Source organism: Nonomuraea sp. KM90, from assembly GCF_052246675.1.
Lineage (GTDB): Bacteria > Actinomycetota > Actinomycetes > Streptosporangiales > Streptosporangiaceae > Nonomuraea.
This window is the reverse complement of the sequence record NZ_JBQQCB010000001.1, coordinates 224,025-244,849: the sequence shown is the minus strand read 5'-3', so window position 1 is coordinate 244,849 and position 20,825 is coordinate 224,025. Positions and strand designations below refer to the sequence as shown.

General features: G+C 73.3%; 22 protein-coding genes. 12 read left to right on the top strand and 10 right to left on the bottom strand.

Features of this window, described 5'->3' with window-relative positions; all coding sequences use genetic code 11:
* Nucleotides 1-3: 3 nt before the first annotated feature.
* The 4 genes from ACTWPW_RS01475 to ACTWPW_RS01460 are packed head-to-tail and all read left to right on the top strand — an operon-like array spanning nt 4 to nt 3,228.
* Entirely contained in the window at nt 4-426 is a 423-nt protein-coding gene (locus ACTWPW_RS01475; protein WP_375109155.1) for a DUF5304 family protein, read from the top strand.
* A 14-nt stretch (nt 427-440) separates the two neighbouring features.
* Nucleotides 441-1,373, top strand: coding sequence for an ROK family glucokinase (locus tag ACTWPW_RS01470; protein WP_375109156.1), 933 nt, complete (start codon nt 441-443; stop codon nt 1,371-1,373).
* Nucleotides 1,374-1,388: 15 nt separating this feature from the next.
* Nucleotides 1,389-2,084 (top strand): endonuclease/exonuclease/phosphatase family protein, encoded by a 696-nt coding sequence (locus ACTWPW_RS01465; RefSeq protein ID WP_443167730.1) that lies wholly within the window; start codon nt 1,389-1,391, stop codon nt 2,082-2,084.
* A gap of 37 nt (nt 2,085-2,121) precedes the next feature.
* On the top strand, nt 2,122-3,228 hold the full coding sequence (locus ACTWPW_RS01460) for a hypothetical protein (protein WP_375109158.1): 1,107 nt from the start codon (nt 2,122-2,124) through the stop codon (nt 3,226-3,228).
* A gap of 16 nt (nt 3,229-3,244) precedes the next feature.
* On the opposite strand, the gene ACTWPW_RS01455 is transcribed toward ACTWPW_RS01460, so the two are convergent.
* Both ACTWPW_RS01455 and ACTWPW_RS01450 read right to left on the bottom strand, forming a co-directional pair.
* Complete coding sequence (locus tag ACTWPW_RS01455) at nt 3,245-3,724, bottom strand: hypothetical protein (RefSeq protein ID WP_375109159.1); 480 nt, start codon at nt 3,722-3,724, stop codon at nt 3,245-3,247.
* A 46-nt stretch (nt 3,725-3,770) separates the two neighbouring features.
* Nucleotides 3,771-4,529: an alpha/beta hydrolase gene (locus tag ACTWPW_RS01450; RefSeq protein WP_443167729.1), complete on the bottom strand. Its 759-nt coding sequence runs from the start codon at nt 4,527-4,529 to the stop codon at nt 3,771-3,773.
* A gap of 185 nt (nt 4,530-4,714) precedes the next feature.
* Here ACTWPW_RS01450 and ACTWPW_RS01445 point away from each other — a divergent pair, with 185 nt between their 5' ends.
* Nucleotides 4,715-5,422, top strand: coding sequence for a lysophospholipid acyltransferase family protein (locus ACTWPW_RS01445; protein WP_364135978.1), 708 nt, complete (start codon nt 4,715-4,717; stop codon nt 5,420-5,422).
* Nucleotides 5,423-5,465: 43 nt separating this feature from the next.
* Here ACTWPW_RS01445 and ACTWPW_RS01440 read toward each other — a convergent pair whose 3' ends face one another.
* Nucleotides 5,466-5,927, bottom strand: a complete 462-nt coding sequence (locus tag ACTWPW_RS01440; RefSeq protein ID WP_375109161.1) for a MarR family winged helix-turn-helix transcriptional regulator — start codon at nt 5,925-5,927, stop codon at nt 5,466-5,468.
* Nucleotides 5,928-6,010: 83 nt separating this feature from the next.
* Between ACTWPW_RS01440 and ACTWPW_RS01435 the strand changes: the two genes are divergently transcribed.
* Nucleotides 6,011-6,436 (top strand): DoxX family protein, encoded by a 426-nt coding sequence (locus tag ACTWPW_RS01435; protein ID WP_375109162.1) that lies wholly within the window; start codon nt 6,011-6,013, stop codon nt 6,434-6,436.
* 111 nt (nt 6,437-6,547) lie between these two features.
* Here ACTWPW_RS01435 and mmuM read toward each other — a convergent pair whose 3' ends face one another.
* The 3 genes from mmuM to ACTWPW_RS01420 form a co-directional block, all read right to left on the bottom strand.
* A complete protein-coding gene (mmuM, locus tag ACTWPW_RS01430; RefSeq protein ID WP_375109163.1) occupies nt 6,548-7,414 on the bottom strand; it encodes a homocysteine S-methyltransferase in 867 nt (288 codons plus the stop codon).
* The gene (gene otsB, locus ACTWPW_RS01425; protein WP_375109164.1) at nt 7,411-8,241 is read right to left on the bottom strand and encodes a trehalose-phosphatase; all 831 of its coding nucleotides are present in this window, start codon (nt 8,239-8,241) and stop codon (nt 7,411-7,413) included. The genes mmuM and otsB overlap by 4 nt, the downstream gene beginning before the upstream one ends.
* Nucleotides 8,242-8,350: 109 nt before the next feature.
* Entirely contained in the window at nt 8,351-9,121 is a 771-nt protein-coding gene (locus ACTWPW_RS01420; RefSeq protein WP_443167728.1) for a Crp/Fnr family transcriptional regulator, read from the bottom strand.
* A 72-nt stretch (nt 9,122-9,193) separates the two neighbouring features.
* On the opposite strand from ACTWPW_RS01420, the gene ACTWPW_RS01415 reads away from it, so the two are divergent.
* Nucleotides 9,194-9,457, top strand: a complete 264-nt coding sequence (locus ACTWPW_RS01415; protein WP_375109166.1) for a YciI family protein — start codon at nt 9,194-9,196, stop codon at nt 9,455-9,457.
* A gap of 73 nt (nt 9,458-9,530) precedes the next feature.
* Here ACTWPW_RS01415 and ACTWPW_RS01410 read toward each other — a convergent pair whose 3' ends face one another.
* Together ACTWPW_RS01410 and ACTWPW_RS01405 are read right to left on the bottom strand one after the other, a co-directional pair.
* Entirely contained in the window at nt 9,531-12,038 is a 2,508-nt protein-coding gene (locus ACTWPW_RS01410) for a VIT domain-containing protein (protein ID WP_375109167.1), read from the bottom strand.
* A complete protein-coding gene (locus ACTWPW_RS01405; RefSeq protein ID WP_443167727.1) occupies nt 12,035-13,162 on the bottom strand; it encodes a MerR family transcriptional regulator in 1,128 nt (375 codons plus the stop codon). Before ACTWPW_RS01405 ends, ACTWPW_RS01410 begins: the two co-directional genes overlap by 4 nt.
* A 116-nt stretch (nt 13,163-13,278) precedes the next feature.
* Between ACTWPW_RS01405 and ACTWPW_RS01400 the strand changes: the two genes are divergently transcribed.
* Together ACTWPW_RS01400 and ACTWPW_RS01395 are read left to right on the top strand one after the other, a co-directional pair.
* Nucleotides 13,279-13,746: a Dps family protein gene (locus ACTWPW_RS01400; protein ID WP_375109169.1), complete on the top strand. Its 468-nt coding sequence runs from the start codon at nt 13,279-13,281 to the stop codon at nt 13,744-13,746.
* Nucleotides 13,747-14,145: 399 nt separating this feature from the next.
* Entirely contained in the window at nt 14,146-15,168 is a 1,023-nt protein-coding gene (locus tag ACTWPW_RS01395) for an alkaline phosphatase PhoX (RefSeq protein WP_443167726.1), read from the top strand.
* Between the two features lie 95 nt (nt 15,169-15,263).
* Here ACTWPW_RS01395 and ACTWPW_RS01390 read toward each other — a convergent pair whose 3' ends face one another.
* On the bottom strand, nt 15,264-15,857 hold the full coding sequence (locus ACTWPW_RS01390; protein ID WP_375109171.1) for a TetR/AcrR family transcriptional regulator: 594 nt from the start codon (nt 15,855-15,857) through the stop codon (nt 15,264-15,266).
* Nucleotides 15,858-15,947: 90 nt separating this feature from the next.
* On the opposite strand from ACTWPW_RS01390, the gene ACTWPW_RS01385 reads away from it, so the two are divergent.
* Nucleotides 15,948-16,754, top strand: coding sequence for an SDR family NAD(P)-dependent oxidoreductase (locus ACTWPW_RS01385; protein ID WP_443167725.1), 807 nt, complete (start codon nt 15,948-15,950; stop codon nt 16,752-16,754).
* Nucleotides 16,755-16,788: 34 nt separating this feature from the next.
* Nucleotides 16,789-18,954, top strand: coding sequence for an MMPL family transporter (locus ACTWPW_RS01380; protein ID WP_443167724.1), 2,166 nt, complete (start codon nt 16,789-16,791; stop codon nt 18,952-18,954).
* A gap of 12 nt (nt 18,955-18,966) precedes the next feature.
* Here the strand turns inward: ACTWPW_RS01380 and ACTWPW_RS01375 are convergent, their stop codons facing one another.
* Nucleotides 18,967-19,815: a bifunctional helix-turn-helix transcriptional regulator/GNAT family N-acetyltransferase gene (locus ACTWPW_RS01375; protein WP_443167723.1), complete on the bottom strand. Its 849-nt coding sequence runs from the start codon at nt 19,813-19,815 to the stop codon at nt 18,967-18,969.
* A 94-nt stretch (nt 19,816-19,909) separates the two neighbouring features.
* On the opposite strand from ACTWPW_RS01375, the gene ACTWPW_RS01370 reads away from it, so the two are divergent.
* Nucleotides 19,910-20,812, top strand: a complete 903-nt coding sequence (locus tag ACTWPW_RS01370; RefSeq protein ID WP_443167722.1) for a lactonase family protein — start codon at nt 19,910-19,912, stop codon at nt 20,810-20,812.
* The last annotated feature ends 13 nt before the right edge of the window (nt 20,813-20,825 follow it).

Genomic DNA, 20,825 nt, shown 5'->3' with positions numbered 1-20,825 from the left:
AAGATGACCGAGAGCAATGACAGGGATCCCGCCAGGGACCCGATCGGCACCGTAGCCGACGAGGCGCGCAAGCTGTTCGAGTCGATCCAGGGGCGGGCCACCCGCCAGGTCGGCAAGACCATGTTCAACTCCTTCACCGGCGGCGGCCGCAGGGAGCGGGACGTGTGGGAAGAGGCCGTGTCCGAATCCCACGACGAGTACATCTGCCGTGCCTGCCCGGTCTGCCGGGCGATCGCGGCGCAGCGCGAGTCCGGCGGTGATGTCACCGGGCACCTGGTGGCCGCCGGCGGTGAGCTGTTCGCCGCGTTCCGCGGCGCGCTCGACGCGTTGGGCAGGCCCGCCGCCCCCCGCAGGCCGCGCGACGACCGCGATCGCGACACCGACGACGGCCGCCGCGACAATGTGGAACACATAGATCTCGGATAGGGAGAACGGCGCAAATGCTCACGATCGGTGTCGACATTGGCGGGACGAAAGTGGCCGCCGGTGTGGTCGACGACAATGGCGAGATCGTCGAACACACACTGAGGCCCACCGCCGCCGACCGCCCGGAGGTGGTGGCCGAGACGGTGGCCGACGTCGTTCGCGAGCTGTCGCACGGTAGAGAGATCGAGGCCGTCGGGGTCGGCGCGGCCGGGTTCGTGGACGAGACCCGGTCGATGGTGCGCTTCGCCCCCAACCTCGCCTGGCGCGAGGAGCCGCTGCAGAAGAAGATCAGCGGCCTCGTCGGCCTCCCGGTCGTGATCGAGAACGACGCCAACGCCATGGCGTGGGGCGAGACCCGGTTCGGGGCCGGCCGGGGCCAGTCCCACGTGGTCTGCCTGACGCTCGGCACCGGCATCGGCGGCGGCCTGGTCTTCGACGGCGCCCTCTACCGGGGCCGCTGGGGCATGGGCGCCGAGCTGGGCCACATGCAGGTCCTGCCCGGAGGCCGGCAGTGCGGGTGCGGCAACATCGGCTGCTGGGAGCAGTACGCCAGCGGCCAGGCCCTCGTCAAGGACGCCAGGGAGATCGCCGCGGCCGAGCCGGAGCGGGCGGGCATCCTGCTCGGGCTGGCCGGCGGCACGATCGAGGGCGAGGAGGTGACCGAGGCCGCCCGGCTGGGCGACGACGCCTCGCTGGCCGCCTTCCGCAGCCTGGCCGACTGGCTGGGCCAGGGCATGGCCGACCTGGCCGCCATCCTCGACCCCGGGTGCTTCATCGTCGGCGGTGGCGTCTCCCGGGCCGCCGACCTGTTCATCGACCGGGCCAGAGAGTCCTTCGCCGAGCGCATCACCGGGCGCGGGCACCGGCCGCTCGCCGAGATCAAGCTGGCGGAGCTGGGCGCCTCCGCCGGGGTGGTGGGCGCCGCGGACCTGGCCAGGCAGCGCTAGAGCCGCCGCCCGCACGTGACGATCAGGGTCGCGACCTACAACCTACACGGGCTGCGCGACAGCGTTCCCGCGCTGACCAGGGTCATCGGTGCCGCGCGCGCCGACGTGCTGTGCGTGCAGGAGGCGCCCAGGTTCGGCCGGTGGCGGGCCAGGCGGCGTGCCCTGGCCGCCGCCGTCGGGCTGACGGTGGCCACCCCCGGCCGGGTCGGGGGCGTGGCCGTGCTCACCGGCCGGCGGGCCCGCGTGCTGCACGCCGAGAGCCACCGGCTGCGGGCCTTCCTCGGGCTGGAGCGGCGGGGGCTGGCCGTCGCCGTGGTGCAGGCCGAGGGGGCGCGGCTGGCCGTCGGCTCGCTCCACCTCGACCTCAACGACCCGGCCAGGGTGCACCACGCCGCCGAGGCGGTGGCGCTGATGGAGCGCGTGGCGGCGGCGTACGGCGCGGCGATCGTGCTCGCCGGCGACCTCAACGAGCAGGCCCACCAGCCGGCCTGGCGCTATCTCGCCGGGCGGCTGGCCGACTGCTACGCGGTGGCTCCCAAGGGCGACGGGCCGACCTTCCCGGCCGCCGGGCCCTCCGTACGCATCGACGGGGTGTTCGCCGCGCGCGAGGCGCGTGTCGTGTCGTGCGGGGGAGTGGACGCCCCGATCGCCGATCTGGCCGGGGCCAGCGACCACCTGCCCGTTGTCGCCGAGTTGCGAGTTGGGCACTAACGGGCAAGACCGGCTCTCCAGCCCGTAGCATTTCCTCATGACCCGTCGCTCTCAGCGGCGTGCGCTCTCCTTGTTCTTGGCGACGTCCGTGGCCTTGACGCAGGTCACGCCCGCCGCGCATGCCGATCCACGGCCCGCCGCCGAGGCGTGGCAGCAGTCGACCAGCGTGCGCCTCCAGGCCGACGGCTCGCTCTCCGACGTGCTCGCCGTTTCCCCGAGCGACGTGTGGGCGGTGGGTCAGCAGGAGATCTGGGACGTCTGGAAGAACCGCGGCACCATCCGCCACTGGGACGGCCGCAGGTGGGCCGAGGTGGGCGTGCGCGACGGCACGGCCGCGGGCAACCTGCGCGGGCTGGCCGCCGCCTCCTCCTCCGACGTGTGGGCGGTCGGCGACGGGCACGACGGGCTGCCGTACATCGTGCACGGCGACGCGGCCGGGTTCGACCGGGTCAGGCCGCAGGGGCTGCGGGCCGGAGACTGGCTCGGCGGCGTCGACGCGAAGTCCGGGCGGGTCGTGGCGGTCGGCAGCCGCGAGAAGAACGGGCTCATCCTCACCGGCCAGGGCAACTCCTGGACCGTGCAGGAGACCAAGGAGAAGGGCGCGCTCTACGCGGTGGCGGGCGGGTTCGCCGTCGGCGACACCGGCACCGAGCCGCTGATCGTGCACAGCTCCGGCGGCTCGTGGAAGTCCATGCCGCTGCCCGCCATCCCCGGGGGCTACCTGCGCGACGTGCAGGTGGACAGCTCGAAGCGGGCGGTGGCGGTGGGCGGCGTCTACCGCGGGCCGGGCGACATCACCCCGCTGGCGCTGGCCTGGAACGGCAAGCGCTGGCGCGAGCTGTCGCTGCCCGGCTCCGAGGCCAGGCTCTACGGCGTGACGGGCGACGGCAAGGGCCGCTACTGGATGACCGGCTACGACCCCGCGCGGGCGGCGGAGCCGTTCATGATGCGCTGCGAGAAGAGCGACTGCGAGATCATCCGGGGCGCCGTCAAGCAGGGCAGGAGCAGCGTACGCCTGCAGGCGGTGACCTATCTCGCGGGCAAGGGCACGGTCTGGGCGGTCGGGCACGCGGTCGACACCGCCGACCGATACACCGACGTCGTGGAGTCGTTCGCGCCCCGGACGACCACGCAGAAGTCGTAGGAGTGCCGGGCGCGTCCTACAGGACGGCGCCGTCGTCCCAGCCGGAGTCGTTGGGCGGGCCGTCGCCCATGCGCACCACCAGCGCCACGAACCCGCCGATGAACGCCGCCACGGCCGTGAACAGCGCCCACCCCTCCATGTGCCAGCTCGCCATCGCCGCGACCAGCAGATAGGCGGGGCCGCCGAACAGCGCCACCCACGCGAGCTTGGTCGTCAGGTCCAGCTTGGGCAGGGGAGGCGGCGGCGGGGGCGTGAAGTGCCCCTCTTCCTCGTCGTCGCCCTCGTCCCGCGGCTCGTCGTCGTCCTCCCCGGGGTCCCGGGGATCCCCGGGGTCCCCGGGTTCCTCCTCCGGAGGTTTGACGACCCGGCGGGTGGGCTCGGCGGGGACGTTCTCGCTGTCCGGCCAGGGCTGGTCGGCCGAGTCGTGCTCGGCTGTGTCGTTGAAGGACGCGACGATCTGCCGCCAGACCTCGTCCTCGTCACTCTGGGGCGTCACCTAGATGGGCCTCTCCGCAGCGATCGCGACTTCCCCCTGGGTGCGATCAGTCCCTCTGCAAGGGTACCGAGGCATGTGTCCGGATGAAGTCGAGGCTCCCGGCAAAGATCCTGTCGGCATCGTTGTCCAGTGTCGCAACATGGTAGCTATCGGTAAGCTCCTCGATCGTGGCCTGGGAGACCTTCTCACGGATGATCGCGACACTCGTCGGCTTCACCACGTGGTCCTCCGCGCTGTGGAAGACCAGCAACGGCTGTGTCACCTTCGCCAGGTCGGCCTGCACCAGCGACCACAGCCCCGGCAGCGAGGCCGCGGCCTTCACCGGGGTGCGGGTGTAGGCCAGCTCGGTCACGCCGGGTTTCTTGACGTCGTTGGCGACGCCGGGCACCGACGGCACGAACCATTTGAGCAACGGAGCCAGCTTCAGCAGGGGAACGTCGTTCGCGATCGACGGGTTGACCACCACCACGCCGCGGATGGCCGTGCCGTGCACCTCGGCGAGCCGCAGCGCCAGGCAGCCGCCCAGCGACAGCCCCGCCACGAACACCTCCGCGCAGCGGCCCTGGAGGTCGGCGAACGCCTTCTCCACCTCGGCGTACCAGTCCTCCCAGCGCGTCCTGTTCATCTCCTGCCATCTGGTGCCGTGTCCGGGCTGGCGGGGCAGCGAGACGCTGATCCCGTGCCCGGCCAGATACTCACCCCACGGTCGCAACGATTGCGGCGTGCCGGTGAACCCGTGGCACAGCAGCACGCCGACCTGGCCTGCTTCGTGGTGGTAAGGCTCCGCGCCTGGCATGAGCGGCATAACAGCTCCTCTGTGCTGTTTCATTCCGGCGATTTCCTCCAGAACGGCCCGATCGTCGCATGTTCCGGGGTGTTTGTGCGAGAGCTGATGTAGGAGCATGGCCTTCGAGATGGGAAGATGACTCTGCTCGCCAACGTTGCTCGCCAATGCTCGCCGACGAAGCGGCGCAGGGAAGAGGTGCCAGGGTGTTCTACTGGGTGGTCAAGGCCATCTTGGGGCCGTTCCTCCACCTCGTGTTCAGGCCGTGGACCGAGGGCGCGGAAAACGTGCCCAGGCAGGGCCCCGCGATCCTGGCCGGCAACCACCTGTCCTTCGCCGATCACTTCTTCGGCCCGCTGCAGATCCGCCGCAAGGTGATCTCGCTGGGCAAGGCCGACTACTTCACCGGGCGCGGCATCAAGGGCTTCTTCACCCGGCTGTTCTTCAGCGGGGTCGGCACCGTGCCGATCGACCGCTCGGGCGGCAAGGCGAGCGAGGCGGCCCTGCGCACCGGGCTGCGCATCCTGCGCGAGGGCAACATCCTGGGCATCTACCCCGAGGGCACCCGCTCGCCCGACGGCCGCCTCTACAAGGGCAAGACCGGCGTGGCCCGGCTCGCCCTGGAGTCCCGGGTGCCGGTGATCCCGTGGGCGATGGTCAACACGTACGAGATGATGCCGCCGGGACGCCCGCTGCCCAAGGTCGGCATCCGGCCGGGCGTGAAGTTCGGCAAGCCGCTCGACTTCTCCCGCTACTACGGGATGGAGGACGACCGGCTGGTGCTGCGCGCGGTGACCGACGAGATCATGTACGCGCTGATGGAGCTGTCCGGGCAGGAATACGTCGACAAATACGCCGCCAGCGCCCGGGTCGAGATGGAGCGCGCGGCACGCGCCACCGCGGCCAAGGGATAGCCGCGGCCTGGGGGGTGACCTCCGTGCGTCCGCCGGAGACGGCTCACACGGAGGACCGTAAGGCCTCTTCCGTCTTCCGCATGGCGCTCGTCATCGCGTGCAGCTCCTCGCGGCTGAGCCGGTCGATCAGGTAGGCCCGCACGACCTCCAGGTGACCCGGCGCCACCCGCTCCAGGCAGCGCCGGCCCGCCTCCGTGAGCACCGCCAGCACGCCGCGGTCGTCGGACGGGCACGTCGTGCGCTCCACCAGGCCGGCCTTCTCGAGCTGGCCGACCTGATACGTCAGCGCGCTCTTCGACACCACCACGCCCCTGGCCAGCTCGGTCATGCGCATCTGGCGGCCCGGGGTGTCGGCGAGCCGCACCAGGATCTCGTACTGCGGGTGGGTGAGCCCGGCCTCGGCCTTGAGCTGCTCCTCGATGCGCCGCTCGAGCAGGTGGGAGGTGGACAGGAAGGCGCGCCACGCCGCCATCTCCGTCGCGTCAAGCCATCGGGGGTCCGTCACCGCCTCAGTGTACGGCTCGTTCAGATTTGAACATTCACTGCTAGAGTTGTCGTTCAAATCTGAACAACAATCAAGGAGGCCGCATGGTGGACCAGGCGCGTCCCGTCGTCCTGCTGCTCGCCAGGATCGCCATCGGGGTGATCTTCCTGGTGCACGGCTACCAGAAGTTCGCGACCATGGGGATCGCGGGCACGACCAAGTTCTTCGAATCCGCCGGCATCCCGCTGGCCGGCGTGGCCGCGCCGGCCGTGGCCACGCTGGAGGTGGTGGGCGGCCTGGCGCTGATCGTGGGCGCGGCGCTGCCGATCGTGGGCACGCTGCTGGCCCTCGACATGCTGGGCGCGATCGCCTTCGTGCACGGCGCCAACGGCCTCAGCGGCGAGGGTGGCTACGAGTTCGTCCTGGCGCTGGCCGCGGCCAGCCTGGCCGTCGGGTTCACCGGCGGCGGCGCGCTCGCGCTCGACCGCGTGCTGGGCCGCCGGCGCGGCACGGTTCCCGCGACCGCCTGACCGGCCGCCCGGTTCCGCCGGTCCAGACGATCGAGGACCCCGCGGAGGTCCTCTGCGAACGGCCTCGCCGTGCTCACGGCGGGGCCGTTCGCCTGCCGGTCTGCCGGTGGCTCAGGACAGGTGCGCGCGGATCTGCCTGATGTGCTCGGGCGTCGTACGGCAGCAGCCGCCGATCAGCGACGCCCCCGCCCGCTGCCATTCCGTGGCGGCCTGACCGTATTCCACCGGATCGGTCAGCCCCAGCCAGCGGCGGCCGGCGGCGTCCCACGTCTCGCCCGAGTTCGGGTAGACGACCACGGGCAGGCCGCCGGACAGGCACGAGATCAGCCCGGGGATGTGGCGGGGCGCGGTGCAGTTCGCGCCGACGGCCACCACCTTCGGGTTCCCCGCGAACAGGGCGGCGGCCTCGCGGATCGGCGTGCCGTCGTTGAGCCGCTCGCCGTCGCGGCAGGAGAAGCTCACCCACGCCTTCACGCCGGTCGTGCCGGCCAGCAGCCGGGCCAGCGCCCGCGCCTCCGGGTAGGACGGGAGGGTCTCGCAGGCCAGCAGGTCGGCCCCGGCCGCGGCGAGGATCTCCCAGCGCGGCAGGTGCCAGGCGTACAGGCCGTCCTCGTCGAGGTCGTAGTCGCCGGTGTATTCGGCGCCGTTGGCGAGGTAGGCGCCGTACGGGCCCACCGAGGCCGCCACCAGCCCGTGCCCGGCCTCGTCCCGGGCCTGCCCGGCCAGCTCCACCGACAGCCGGATCAGCCGCTCGGCCTCGGCCACGTCCAGCCCGCGGCGCGCGAAGCCGGGGATCGTGGCCTGATAGCTGGCGGTGGTGGCCACGTCGGCCCCCGCCGCGAAGAAGGCGGCGTGGGCGGCGCGGATCAGCTCGGGCTCCGCCAGCAGCAGCCGCGCCGACCACAGGTCGTCGCGCAGATCGGCGCCGAGCCGCTCGAGCTGGGTGGCCAGCCCTCCGTCCAGGACAAGTGTCGTCACTTATCCAGGGTACGAGCCGACGGATGCCCCGGGAACGCGCCGATGACGTGGTCGAGCAGGTCAGGCGTGTCCTCGGGGGACTCGACCGTGAAGTCCGCCCGGCGCGCCAGCTCGTCGCCGGTCTCCCCGTTCGCCACCGCTACCCTGACGCCCAGGAACGCCGGGTCCCGCTCCTCCCGGCCGCGCAGCGCGTCGAACGCCCGGCCGTCGGACAGGTCGTCGCCGAAGTACCAGGCGCGGGTGAGCGTCTCGGTCTCGCGCTCGATGACCGTGCCCTTGTCCAGCTCGACCGGGGGCCTGAGCTCGACGACCATGCGCCCGTACTGCTCGCGCAGTCCCAGCTCGGCCGCCTTGTCGGAGGCCCAGCGCTCCACCGCGCCGCGCAGCGCGGGGACCGCACGGTAGTGCAGCGCCACCAGCAGCGCCTTGTCCTCCACCAGCACCTCGCCGGGCAGCTCGCGGGCGGCGTCGGCGACCAGGCGGGCCATGACGGGGGCCCAGGGCTGGGCGCCGGCGTCGGTGCGTACGCGGCCGTCGACGACGGTCTGCATGCCGTACAGGCCGAACACGCGCACCTCGGGGGCGCCCGCGAACCGGTCGGACAGGAACGCGGCCGGCCGGGCCGAGACGACGGCGACCCTGCTCACGAGCCCCGCCAGCACCCGCAACCGCTCCACCGCGCCGGCCACCGGGAACACGGCGGCCGGATCTCGCATGATCGGGGCGATCGTGCCGTCGAAGTCGAAGAAGAAACCTGACCTCCGGTGCTCCGAGACGGTGGCGGACACCGCCTCGACGAAGCGGAGAGGGGCGCGAGAGGTCGCCATGCTCAGTGACGATAGAACAGCCTGACCGGCTCGGATAGACACCCGCACGTAATTGCACCGGCCTCCCGGCGCACCCTGTGAGGGCTGGGCGATCACGGGAGCATGGGGCCTACGCGGAGGGCGCGGGAACGGCGGCGAGGCGGGCGAGGGCCGGGCGGTCCAGCACCACCACCTCCCCGGAGCCGATCGCGATCAACCCCCGTCGCTCGAACCGGCGAAGGGCACGGTTGACGCTCACCCTGCTCGCCCCGATCTCGGCCCCCAGCCCCGCCTGCCCGCCGTGCAGCGGCACCCGCCCGGCGTCCGCGTGCCCGCCGTGCAGCGGTACCGGCCCGGCGTCCGCGTGCCCGTCCGGCGGCCCGTCCACCTGCCCGTCCGGCGGCGTGTCCGGTACGCGGGCGGCGGCGCAGCGGCGTACCAGCCAGGCGGCCACCCGCGACGGCACGTCGCGCACAGCCGCGTCCAGCAGCCGCTCGTCCAGGTCCCGCACCGTGGCGGCCAGCGTGCGCAGCAGCCGCGCCGCCACCGACGGCTCGGCGTCCACGAGCTCCAGCACGGCGGTCCGCGGCAGGTAGGCCACCTCCACCTCCGTCAGGGCCGTGCGCGTGGCCCGGTGCGGCCCGTCCACCAGGAGGGCCGTCTTGTCGAACGCCACCGGCGCGGCCTCCACCGCGAGCACCACCTCCCTGCCCTCGGCGCTCACCCTCCCCGCCTTCACCCGCCCGGCCAGCAGCACGATCAGGTGATCGGCCGGATCCCCCTCGGTGCACAGCACCTGCCCGGCCGCGTAGCGCCGCAGCCGGGCCACCGCCGCCGCCCCGCGCAGCCGCTCCTCCCCGAGCTCCTCGAACATGGGCAGGTCCGCCAGTGTGTACGCCATGTATCCGTTGATACACCACCCCCGTGCCCCGCGATGCTGAGCACCGGGACCGCCGGGCCCTAGCGTGCGGGCATGGCGAGATACGTGTTGCAACTGGCCTTCGACGGCGACCCCCGGCGGCTCGCGGCCCGCCCCGCGCACCGGGAACACCTGCGGCGGCTCCAGGAGCGGGGGCGCCTGGTGACCGCCGGGCCCTGGGCGGACGACAGCGGCGCGCTGCACGTCTACGAGGTGGCGGACGAGGCCGAACTCCGGCAGATCCTCCGGGAGGACCCGTACACGGCCGTGAACGGCTACGAGATCGTGCTGCTCCGGGAATGGACGCCCATCATGTGACCTCCCCGGAGCGGGCGCGCCGCCCCGGGGAGGCGGCGCGCCCGCGCGGCAACGGCCTGTGGGATCCAGCCGGTCAGGCGCGCTTCCAGAAGGGGCCGCGCCGGCCCTCACCGGAAGTCCCGGCCCCCGGCCCGGAGCCCGCTCCCGGCATCGGCCCTGGGCCGCCGGAGCCCGGCAACGCCCCCGGTCCCGACCCGGCCCCCGGTCCCGGCATTGGTCCCGATCCCGATCCCGGGGGCGGTGAGCCGCCGCCGACCAACGCGGTCAGCACCTCGACGGCGCGGTCGTGCAGCGCCCGGGCGTCGGCCGCGCCCGGCCGCTCGGCCGCCTCCAGCTCCCGGGCCAGCGCCTCCAACTCCTCGTTCCCCCCGAGGTACGCCGCCAGCGCCGCCAGCCGCGTGCCCAGATCCGCCAGGTACGCCGGATCCGGCACCGGAAGAGCCCTCAGCCGGTCGAGCTCGGCCACCAGCTGCGGCCGTACCGACTCCGGCCGCTGCGTGGGCCGCCCCGCGTACATGCCGGACCGCCCACGACCGGGCGCCGCCGGAGCACGCTTCGGCCCCTTCGGCATGGCCGCCTCCGGCCCGCCCGGCCCCCGGCCCGCCGGCCCGCCGAACCCGCCGGCCTGCGGCCCGCCGGCCACGAACCCCTGCTCCATGTCCGCCACGTCGAGGCCGGGCCCGGACATCCGGGAAACGCTCATGGGGGCGGCGGCCAGCATCGCGTTGGCCGCGAAGCCGCCCACCATCGGCGCCGCCCGCGGCATCTCCCAGCCGCTCGGCGGCTCGACCGGCTGGATGACCCGGTGCTCCGGCCCTTCGCCGGCGACCTGCCTGGTGTCGATGGCCACGTACGCGGTGAAGCGGCACAGCACGCCGTATTCGAGCGACGTACGCACGATCCGGGTCTCCAGGTCGTGCTCGCCCATGGCGTACCGATCCTCCAGCTCCCGCAGGTGGGCCCGGGCCCAGACGGCGCGGATGGCCGGGTTGTCCACCGTCACGCCGGCGACCCGCTCCTCCCACGGCGCCCCCTCCGCCAGCCCGCGTACGGTGGCCGAGGTGCCCTCGCGGTGCCGTCCGTACGCGCGCAGCGGCACGCCCGGGAAGATCGAGCCGAGGTGGGTGACCGTGCCCGGCTCGACCTCGAGACCCTTGATCGACAGGTCGGTGACCAGGGGAGCGCCGATCCTGCGGTGGATGTGCTCCATGGCCGCGTCGAGCCGGTCCTCCGACTCCACCAGCTCGCACCGGCCCGCGCCGAGCCCGGCCAGGCGGCCGAGGAACCCGGCGTTCACGGCCCGGTCGATGCCCACCGTGTGCACGCGCATGGCCGACAGCGCGCCGCCCGCCTGCTCCAGGATCTGGTCCTCGTTGCCCACCTGGCCGTCGGTGACCAGCACCACGACGCGTTCCCGCCCGGCCTGGCCGCCCAGCAGGGCGATGGCCTGGCGCAGCGGTTCGAGCAGCTCGGTGCCGCCCCGGGCGTCCACCCGGGCCAGGTGCTCGACCGCCCGGTAGCGGTTGCGGTCGGAGGCCTCCACCAGCCCCTCGAACGCCTGCTCCACCACCGAGTCGAAGGCCAGCACCGCGAACCGGTCCTGCGGCGTCAGCGTGTCCACGATGCGCGCCGCCGCCCGCCGGGCGCAGACCATCTTCCAGCCGCTCATGCTGCCGGAACGATCGAGCAGCAGCACCAGGTCGCGCGGAGCCCGGGTGGCCTGCAGCGGCGGAGGCAGCACGGTGAGCGCGAACGTCCCCCGGCCGTCGAGCTGCAACGACGTGGAGGCGTCGAACGACAGCCGCAGCACGAAGTCCCGGTCGAGGCGCTCGCCGGGGCGCAGGCGTACGGTGCGGGCCTGTCCGTTGGGGGGTCCCTCATGACCGTCTTCCACCACGTGCAGGCTGGAGGCCAGCTCGCGCAACTCCAGACCGGCGGCGTCCACGGTGGCGGCCAGCGAGAGCCGCACCGGGTTGGGGAAGCCCGGCAGCAGGACGGGCGGGCTGATCCGGGAGGCGTCGGGGACGGCGTCGGTGTCGGGCGCCGTGCCGTCACCGGCCGGCCGCCCGTCGACCGGGCTGCCGGGGATGTAGCGCGGGGCCACGACCAGCGGGAACCTGAACGTGGCCGCGCCGTCCTCGTACGGCAGCGGCTGGCTCATGGTCAGCCGGACCGAGACGCGCTCGCCGGGCAGGATGTTCCCCACCCTGATCGTGAACACGTCCGGCCGGTCCTCCTCGGCGATCGCCGCCCGCCTGCCCTCGCGCAGCGCCTGGTCGTAGTCCGCCCTGGCCTGCCCGCGCTCCTTCAGCACGCCTTCGATCACCCGGTCGTCGGCCTCCATCCGGAACCCCGTCACCGCCGCCCGGTCGGGCAGCGGGAAGACGTACGTGGCCTCCAGCGTGACGTCGAACGGGTTCCTGAACCCCTGCGTGACCTCGACCCCGGCGACGAGCCCGGAGATGTCCGCGGTCACGTCCACGCTCTCCAGCGGCAGGTTGCCGCGTTCGGTCAGCAGCGCGCCGATCCCGGCGTCCGGCACCGGCAGGCACCGTGCGGGCTCCAGCGAAGTGATCTTCATGTCAGCTCCCTCTCTTCGAGCACCGCGAGCAACGGCCCCGCCGCCGCCAGCACCGCCTGTACGTCCTCCTCGGACGGAACCCGGCCCGCGTCCAGCACCAGCCGCACCCCGTCTCCCAGCCTGACCCCGCTGACCACGCTCGCCCGCGACGCCACACCGCCATGCCCGGCCCCCGACTTCGCGGAAGCGGCAGTTCCACGGCCCGCCTCCCCGGAATGAGTCGGCCCGCCGGCTCCACCGGTGTCGTCGCCCCCCGCTCGGGCAGGCGCGACACCCGGGCCGAGCCCCGCGTCGGCCGGCCGACCGCGCACGGCATGCGCGCCGCGCGGGCCCGCCCCGGCACTCTCGTCGGACGCGCCCCCGGGTCCGGCCGGACGGCCGGGCAGCGCGGTCGCGCCCCGCCCGTGGCCCGCCGCGGGCGGCGCCCCAGCGGTTGCGCTTCGCGGGTGTCCGGCCGGGGACTCCGGCGCAGCGGGTGCGTTTCGCGCGTGGTCCGCCGCGGGCTGCGCCCCAGCGGGTGTGCCTTGCGGGCGGCCGGCTGCGGGCCCCGGTCCGGAGGTGTTGCCGTTGCCCGCGGCCGGATGGCCGGGCGCGACACCGGCGTCCTCAGCACGGCCCGCTCCAGGCTTCGGCGGGACGTTGTCCGGTGCCGCTCCGTGGGCGCGCGCGGTCTCGGCACCCGGCCGCTCGGCCCAGAACCGCCCGCGCGCCGTCTCCCCGTCGAACGAGCCCGCCCGCGACCCCGGCCCACCGCCACCGGCACGTCCACCGGCAGCACCGCCCGCCTGGCCCGCGTCCGGCACCGGCGTGCCCTCCACCCGGGCCGCCGTCTCCAGCATCCGGTCCGTCGCCCCGGCCAGCATCGCCTGGATCTCGGCGATCGACCGGCCGGTCGCCTGCAACCGCTTCACGGCCACCAGCTGCAGCAGGTGCCGCCGCCCGTACCGCGCGATCCGGCCGCGCCGGGTCAGCGGCGGGTCCACCAGCCCGATGGTCGTGTACCACCGGATCAGCCGCTCCCCGGGCACGTCCCGGACCCGGCCGTTGGCAGGGGGCGGCGCGCCGTCGCGCAGCAGGCGCCCCGCGTGCTCGGCCAGCTCGCCGATCGTCCAGGTCTCGCTCATACCCTCACAATGACACTGTCACTATTACACTGTCAACGACGCCGGTGATCGGAAGAACTACGCGCCCGATTTCGTTCTAAATGTGTAAAGTCCGACCGTCGGGGAGGAATGACGACATGGCTACGATCACCGGTCCCATCTCAGGCGAAGCCAGGAACACCGTCGCTGAAGCTCTCCAGGGCGCCCTGGTCGACCTCATAGATCTCTCACTCGTCGCCAAGCAGGCCCACTGGAACCTCATCGGCTCCCACTTCCGCCCGATCCACCTCCAGCTCGACGAGGTGACCGAGCTGGCCAGAACGCACATGGACACCATCGCCGAGCGCGCCGTCGCCCTCGGGATCAACCCGGACGGCCGCTCCGCGACGATCTCCCGCTCCACCAAGCTCCCGCAGCCGGAGGGCGGCTGGATCGAGGACGGCAAGGTCGTGGCGACCTTCACCGACATCCTGGGCGGCATCAGCAAGCGCATGTACGAGCGCATCCAGGCCACCGACGAGCCCGACCCCGTCAGCCAGGACCTGCTGATCGCGGTGGCGCAGGACATCGACAAGCAGCACTGGATGTTCCAGGCCCAGCGCTGACAGATCTGCGGAGAGCCCGGGCGTACGGCCCGGGCTTTCGCATGCGCCGAGGCAAGAGGTGATCATCGCTTGTGGATCCGGCGTGCCGCGGCAGGCACCCGCAGCCGGACCGGACGTGCCCGGCTCCGCCACGGTGCTGTCACCGGGACCCGGTTCCGCAGGCAGATGTCCCGGTCCCGGACGTCTCCTCGCCCGCCCGGGAAAGCGGTTTCGCCGTCACGCAACGTCACGGGGTGGGCGGTCGCCGCTTGGCGTGCGTCCGCCAGGCGTACGGAACGTCACCGCCCGCGGAGGGTCGGGCGGAGCGGCGCCGGGGTTTGCGCAGAGTTTGATGTCGCGAGTCCCTGCCATTCATGTCGGTGCGGTCGACTAGCGTGGCACCTAGAGGGAGGCCCCACGATGTCCCACAAGACTCTCCTCCGCACGGGCCCGCTCTTGCCTGGCGGGGTAAGCCCGTATGGACCACTCGCCCTGCCCGGGCCGGGCGGGCTGGCGCTGCCCCACGGGTTCACCGGCAGGGTGGTGGCCCGCTCCGGCCACAAGGTGGCCGGCCTGACCTGGCACGCGGCGCCCGACGGCGGCGCCTGCTTCCCCGACGGCGCCGGCTGGATCTACGTGTCCAACTCCGAGCTCCCGCTGCTCGGCGGGGCCTCGGCGCTGCGCTTCCGGGCCGACGGCAGCATCGGCGACGCCTATCGCATCCTGTCGGGCACCGACCTCAACTGCGCGGGCGGGGCCACGCCGTGGCACACCTGGCTGTCGTGCGAGCTCGGCCACCGGGGCCGCGTCTTCGAGTGCGACCCCTACGGCGCGCGCGCCGCGCGCCCCCGCCTGTCCATGGGCCGCTTCAAGCACGAGGCCGCCGCGTGCGACCCGGAGCGGCGGGTGATCTACATGACCGAGGACGAGCCCGACGGCTGCTTCTACCGATTCCGGCCGGGCGACTGGGGCGACCTGACGGAGGGCACGCTGGAGGTGCTGTGCGCCTCGGGCCACTGGCAGGCGGTGCCCTCGCCGGCCGCCCTGCTCAAGGAGGCCCGCCACCAGGTCGAGGACGCCCGCCACTTCGACGGCGGCGACGGCTGCCACTACGCCGGCGGGGTGTGCTACTTCACGACCAAGGGCGACACCGGCCTGTGGGCGTACGACGCGCAGACCTCGACGCTCGACCGCCTGTGCGAGGGCGTGCGCGCCATCACCGCCGCCCCCTCCGGCGACCTCTACGTCGCCAGGGAGCGCCCGGAGATCGACGTCATCGCACCGGACCGGGCGGTGACCCCGTTCCTGCGGCTCGAGGGCCACGACGGGGCCGAGCTGACCGGGCTGGCGTTCTCGCCGGACGGCCGGCGCCTCTACTTCTCGGCCCGGCGCGGCCGCACGGAGGGCCACACGTTCGAGGTGGCGGGCCCCTTCCGCACCTGACCCACGTGAACGCACCTACCTGGCTCGCGTGAACGCACCTACCTGACCGGCGCGAACGCACCTACCTGGCCCGCGTGAACGCCTGACCCCGCGGCTCAGGCCAGGTAGCGGACCAGCATGTGCTTGAGCTCGTCCACCAGCTCGGCCGACCGCTCCGGCGGCGATGAGGTGATCATCGGCATCACCGCCTTCACCATGGCCAGCCCCATGGTCCCCATGAGCTGGGCGCGCTCCTCCGGCAGCTCGGGGGCGCGGCGCCGCAGCATGGCCGCGAGCTGCCGCGCGATGTCCTCGTGCAGCCGCTGCGAGGCCGCGGCGAACTGGTCGCCGGTCGCCGTCCCGTACAGCAGCGACCAGTACGCCGGCGACTCGCTCTTGAACTTGACGCTCTCGTCCACGAGCTGCCCCACCAGCGCCTCCAGCGGGATCTCCGGCGTGACCGCGGCCAGCCGGGCGGCCCAGAACTCCTGCCGGTCGACGGTGTAGCGGGCCACGAGCCCGTCCAGGATCTCCTCCTTGTTCCTGAAGAACTGGTACAGCGACCCCGGCGACACCCCCGCCCGCGCGGCGACCTGGTTCGTGGTCAGGTCCGGGTAGCCGACCTCGGCGATCACCAGCTCGGCGGCGTCGAGGATCTCGGCCATGCGCTTCAGGCCGCGCGCCTGCCGACGGACCGTGCGTTCAGCCATGGGTCTCCTCGTTGACAAATGCGAGCATTTACTTGTATTCCTGGTTCCGGAAGCAAACACGAGTAGTTTACCGACTTTCCGGGAGACCCCATGAGAACCGTGCTCGTAACGGGGTGCGGCAGCGGGTTCGGCCTGCTGACGGCGCTCACGCTGGCCAGGAGGGGCGACCGCGTGCTCGCCACCGTCCGCGACCCCCGGTCGGAGGGCGCCGAGCGCCTGCGCCGCGCCGCGGCGGACGAGGGCCTGCCCCTCGAGGTGCGGCGGCTGGACGTCACAGAACCCTTCGCAGGCGCCCCTGTCGAGCTCGACGCGCTGGTCAACAACGCCGGATACATCCTGCGCGGCCCCGTCGTCACCCTGTCCGACGAGGAGCTGCGCGCACAGTTCGAGGTGAACGTCCTCGGCCCCGTCCGCCTGATCCGCACCCTCGCGCCCCGCATGAGGCCGGGCGGCGTGATCGTCAACGTCTCGTCCATCGCCGGCTCGGTCGGCGTGCCCTTCGAGGGCGCCTACTCGGCGGCCAAGGCCGCCCTGGAGTCGCTGTCGGCCGCGCTCCGCTTCGAGCTCGCCCCGTACGGGCTGCACGTCGTCGTGATCGCCCCCGGCAACTACGGCACCTCCATCCGCGCCCGCGCCCGCTGGGCCGAGGCGTTCACCGAGGACCACCGCGACCGCGCGGCCCACGACCGGTTCTGGTCGGCGTTCGACCGCTCCCTGGCCGGCCGGGGCGACCCGCAGGAGGTGGCCGACGCCGTCGCCGCGGCCGTCGAGGCCCCCGAGGCGGCCTACCACCGGCTGGTGGGCAAGGACGCCGAGTTCCTGTACGACCTGCACCGCCGGACGTCCCAGGAGGACTTCGAGCGCCTGGTCGGCGAGACCCTGGGGCTCGAACGATGACCGCCGGGACGGCACGCGCGAGGGCGGTGCCGGCATGGCGGTGAACACGCGTCCCCGCCCGGCCCGCGCGGCCACCGGCGGGCCGCCGCTGCGCAGGCTCGGATTCCTCCTCGTACGCCGCCGCAGGCTCGTCCTCTCCCTGGCCCTGGCCCTGCTGATCGGCGCCGGGGTGCTGGCCGCGGGGGCGGTGTCGGGGCTGTCGCTGGCCAGGTTCGAGGCGCCGGGCTCGGAGTCCGACCGGGCGCAGGCCGAGCTGATCGAGCGGTTCGACACGGGCAGCCCCGACATGATCTTCCTGGTGACGGCCAGGAGCGGCACCGTGGACGACCCCGCGGTGGAGGCGGCGGGCAGGGACCTGACCGCGCGCGTCGGCCGCGAGGAGGGCGTGGCCGAGTCGGCCTCCTACTGGACCCGCGGCAAGCCCGCCACCCTGCGCAGCGAGGACGGCAGGCACGCCCTCGTCGTGGTGCGCATCCCGGGCGACGCCGACCACGTGCGCGCCCGGGTGCTCCCCAGGCTCGTCCCCGAGATCACCAAGGGCACGGACCTGCTCCAGGTGCGGGCCGGAGGAGGGGAGGAGGTGTTCCGCGAGACCGTCCCGCTGGCCCGGCAGGACTTCGTCCGGGCCGAGCTGGTCATCTTCCCGCTGGCGTTCGCGCTGCTCTGGCTCTACCAGCGGCGCGCCATGGCGGCCCTGGTGCCGATCCTGGCCGGGGTGTACGCCATGGTGGTCGGTCTCGCGCTGCTCAGCGGCGTCCTGCCGTTCGCCGACATCTCCACCTTCGCCCTCAACCTGACCCTGGCCATGGGCCTCGGCCTCGGCATCGACTACTGCCTGTTCGTCGTCCAGCGCTTCCGCGAGGAGACGCGCGACGGCGCCGACCGGGCGGCGGCGGTCGCCGGGGCGGTCGAGCACGCGGGCAGGACCGTGCTGTTCAGCGGCCTGACCGTGGCCTCGTCCCTGGCGGTGCTGTTCGTGCTGCCGTTCGACTTCCTGCGCTCGTTCGCCTACGCCGGCATCGCGGTCGTCGCGGGCGGCCTGGTCGCGGCGGTCATCGTGCTGCCGGCCGTGCTCGCCACGATCGGCGGCACAATGTTGCCGAAGGGGCTGCCGAAGCGGGCCGGGCCCGAGCGCGCCGACGGGTTCTGGCACGGCCTGGCCACCCGGGTGATGCGCCGCCCGCTGGTGTACGGCGGGCTGGCCACCGCCCTGCTGCTGGTGCTCGCCTCGCCCTTCCTCGGCCTGCGCTTCGGCGTGGCCGACGACCGCATCCTGCCCCCGGAGGCGTCGTCCCGGCAGACCCAGGAGGTCATCCGCCAGACCTTCCCGGCCGAGGAGACGGACGCCATCCAGCTCGTCTCCACGGGGGCGGGGGGAGACGTCCGGCAGTACGCCACGGCCCTGTCCCGCCTGCCCGGCGTCGCCCAGGTGGACTCGCCGGCCGGCTCGTACGCCGGGGGCGCCCGCGTCGGCGACGGGGACACCGGCAGGTTCCGGGGCGAGGGCACCTGGCTGTCCGTGGTCCCGTCGGCCGCGGCCCTGGCGGACGACCCCGTACGCCTGGTCGAGGCCGTACGCGCGGTCGAGCCCCCCTTCGAGGTCCTGGTCGGCGGCTACCCGGCCGAGCTGTCCGACTACCGCTCCTCCGTCGTGGACCGGCTGCCGCTGGTGCTGGCGCTCATGCTCGGGGTGACGTTCGTGGTCCTGTTCCTCATGACCAGGAGCCTGATCATCCCGATCAAGGCGACCCTCCTGAACGTCCTCAGCCTCGGCGTCATGTTCGGCGCCATCGTCTGGATCTTCCAGGACGGCAACCTGTCGGGCCTGCTCGGCTTCACTCCCACGGGCACGCTCGACCCGAGCATCCCGATCCTGATGCTCTGCGTCGCCTACGGCCTGTCGATGGACTACGAGGTCTTCCTGCTCTCCCGCATCAAGGAGGAGTACGACCGGACCGGCGACACGGAGCAGGCCGTGGCCACGGGGCTGCAGCGGGGGGCACCGCTGATCACCGCGGCCGGGGGGATCCTGGCGCTCACGTTCGCCGCCTACGCCACGGCGCAGGTGGCGTTCGTGCAGATGCTGGGCATCGGCATGGCGGTGGCCGTGCTGGTGGACGCGACGGTGATCAGGGCGGTGCTGGTGCCGAGCCTGATGCGCCTGGCGGGCCCGCTCAACTGGTGGCCCAGGGGCCGGTGACCGGCGGCGGGCTCAGAGGTCGCGCGACCACACCTGCTCCTTGACCTCGACGCCGTTCTCCGTCCCCGTCTCCTCCGACTCCAGCTCGAACCCGGCCGCCTGGTAGATGCGCCGCGCGCTCACCAGGCTGTCGCGGGTCCACAGCGTGATCCGCTTGTAGCCCTCGGCGCGCGCGTGCCGCAGGCACTCGTCCACGAGCCGCCGCCCGATGCCCAGGCCCCGGGCGGACGGCTCGACCAGCAGCATCCGCAGCTTGGCCGTGGTGTCGTCCTGCCGCACGCAGAACACGCAGCCGGCCCGCTCCCCGCCGACCTCGGCGATCCACCCGGCGTCGCGCGAGAAGTCCAGCTCGCCGACGATCCTGGAGACGAGCTGCTCGAACTCCGTGCCCCAGCCGTACTCCTCGCTGTAGAGCACGCCGTGCCGGTAGACGACCCAGCCCAGGTCACCCGTGCGCGGGGGCCTGATCACGTACGGCTCGCGCTCCCGCGCCGGGCCGAGCAGCGCCCTGATCGTCGCCATGCCGGCGACCAGCCGCTCCTGGTCCGCCTCCGGCAGCCCGGACAGCAGCCGCCCGATCTCCTCGGCGGAGCGCCGGTCGAGCCCGGCGAAGACCTCGGCCCCCTCCGGGGTGAGCCGCACCAGCTGCTTGCGCGCGTCGGAGGCGGAGCGCTCGCGGCCGATCAGCCCGTCGCCCTCGAAGCGCGCCAGGATCCGGCTGAGGTAGCCCGCGTCCAGGTCGAGCAGCCCGCGCAGCTCGCCGGTCTCCATCCGCTCGGCCTGCGCCAGCTCGAACAGCACCCTCACCTCGGTCAGCGAGTACGGCGAATCGAGCATCCCCGCCTGGAGCGCGCCGATCACCTTCGTATAGAACCGGTTGAAGGCTCGGATCTCAGAAACCCTTGCTTCTGTCAACGAACTCATTGCCATAGTCAACCATAGGAGGATCCCCGCTGTGAAGCACGTGCGCATAGGCGGATACGGCCCCGGCATCGTCACGATCGGCGGCGGCCTCACCAGGGTGGCGGCGCCCTCGTTCCTGGCCGCCCACCCCACCCTCCCGGTGCTGTACGCGGCGGGCGAGCTCGAACGCGGCTGGCTCACCGCGTACGAGGTGGGGGCGGAGCTGGCCCCGCTGGACGAGCGGCCCAGCGAGGGCCACAGCCCCTGCCACGTCGCCGTCGACCCCGGGGGCACCCTGCTCGCGGCGGCCAACTACGGCGACGGCACGGCCCTCCTCCAGCGGATCGACGAGCGGGGCGCGTTCGCTGGCGAGCCGATCGTGCTGCGCCACGAGGGCTCCGGCCCGAACACCGAGCGCCAGGAGGGCCCGCACGCCCACCAGGCCGTCTTCCACGACGGCCTGCTGCACGTCTCCGACCTCGGCACCGACGAGATCCGCCGCTACCGCCTCGACGGCACCCCGCTGGAGCCGATCCGGATGAGCCCGGGCACCGGCCCGCGCCACTTCGCCTTCTCCGGCGGCCGCCTCTACGTGGCGGGCGAGCTCGACGGCACCGTCACCCTGATCGAGGGCGAGCGCCGCACGGTCGTCCCCGCCTCCGGCCACGAGGGCCCGAACGACCCCTCCCACCTTCAGGTCGAGGGCGACTTCGTCTACGTCGCCAACCGCGGCCCCGACACGATCTCGGTGCTGCGCGCCGCCGACCTGTCGCCGGTGGCCGAGGTGCCCTCCGGCGGCCACTGGCCCAGGCACTTCGCCGTCGACGGCGAGCGCATGTACGTGGCCAACCAGCACTCGAACGACGTGACCGTCCTCGCGCTGCGCGACGGCGTCCCCGAGCCGGCCGGCGAGGCGTACGAGGTGGAGAGTCCGGCCTGTGTGCTGATCATGTAAGGAGTTCGCCAAG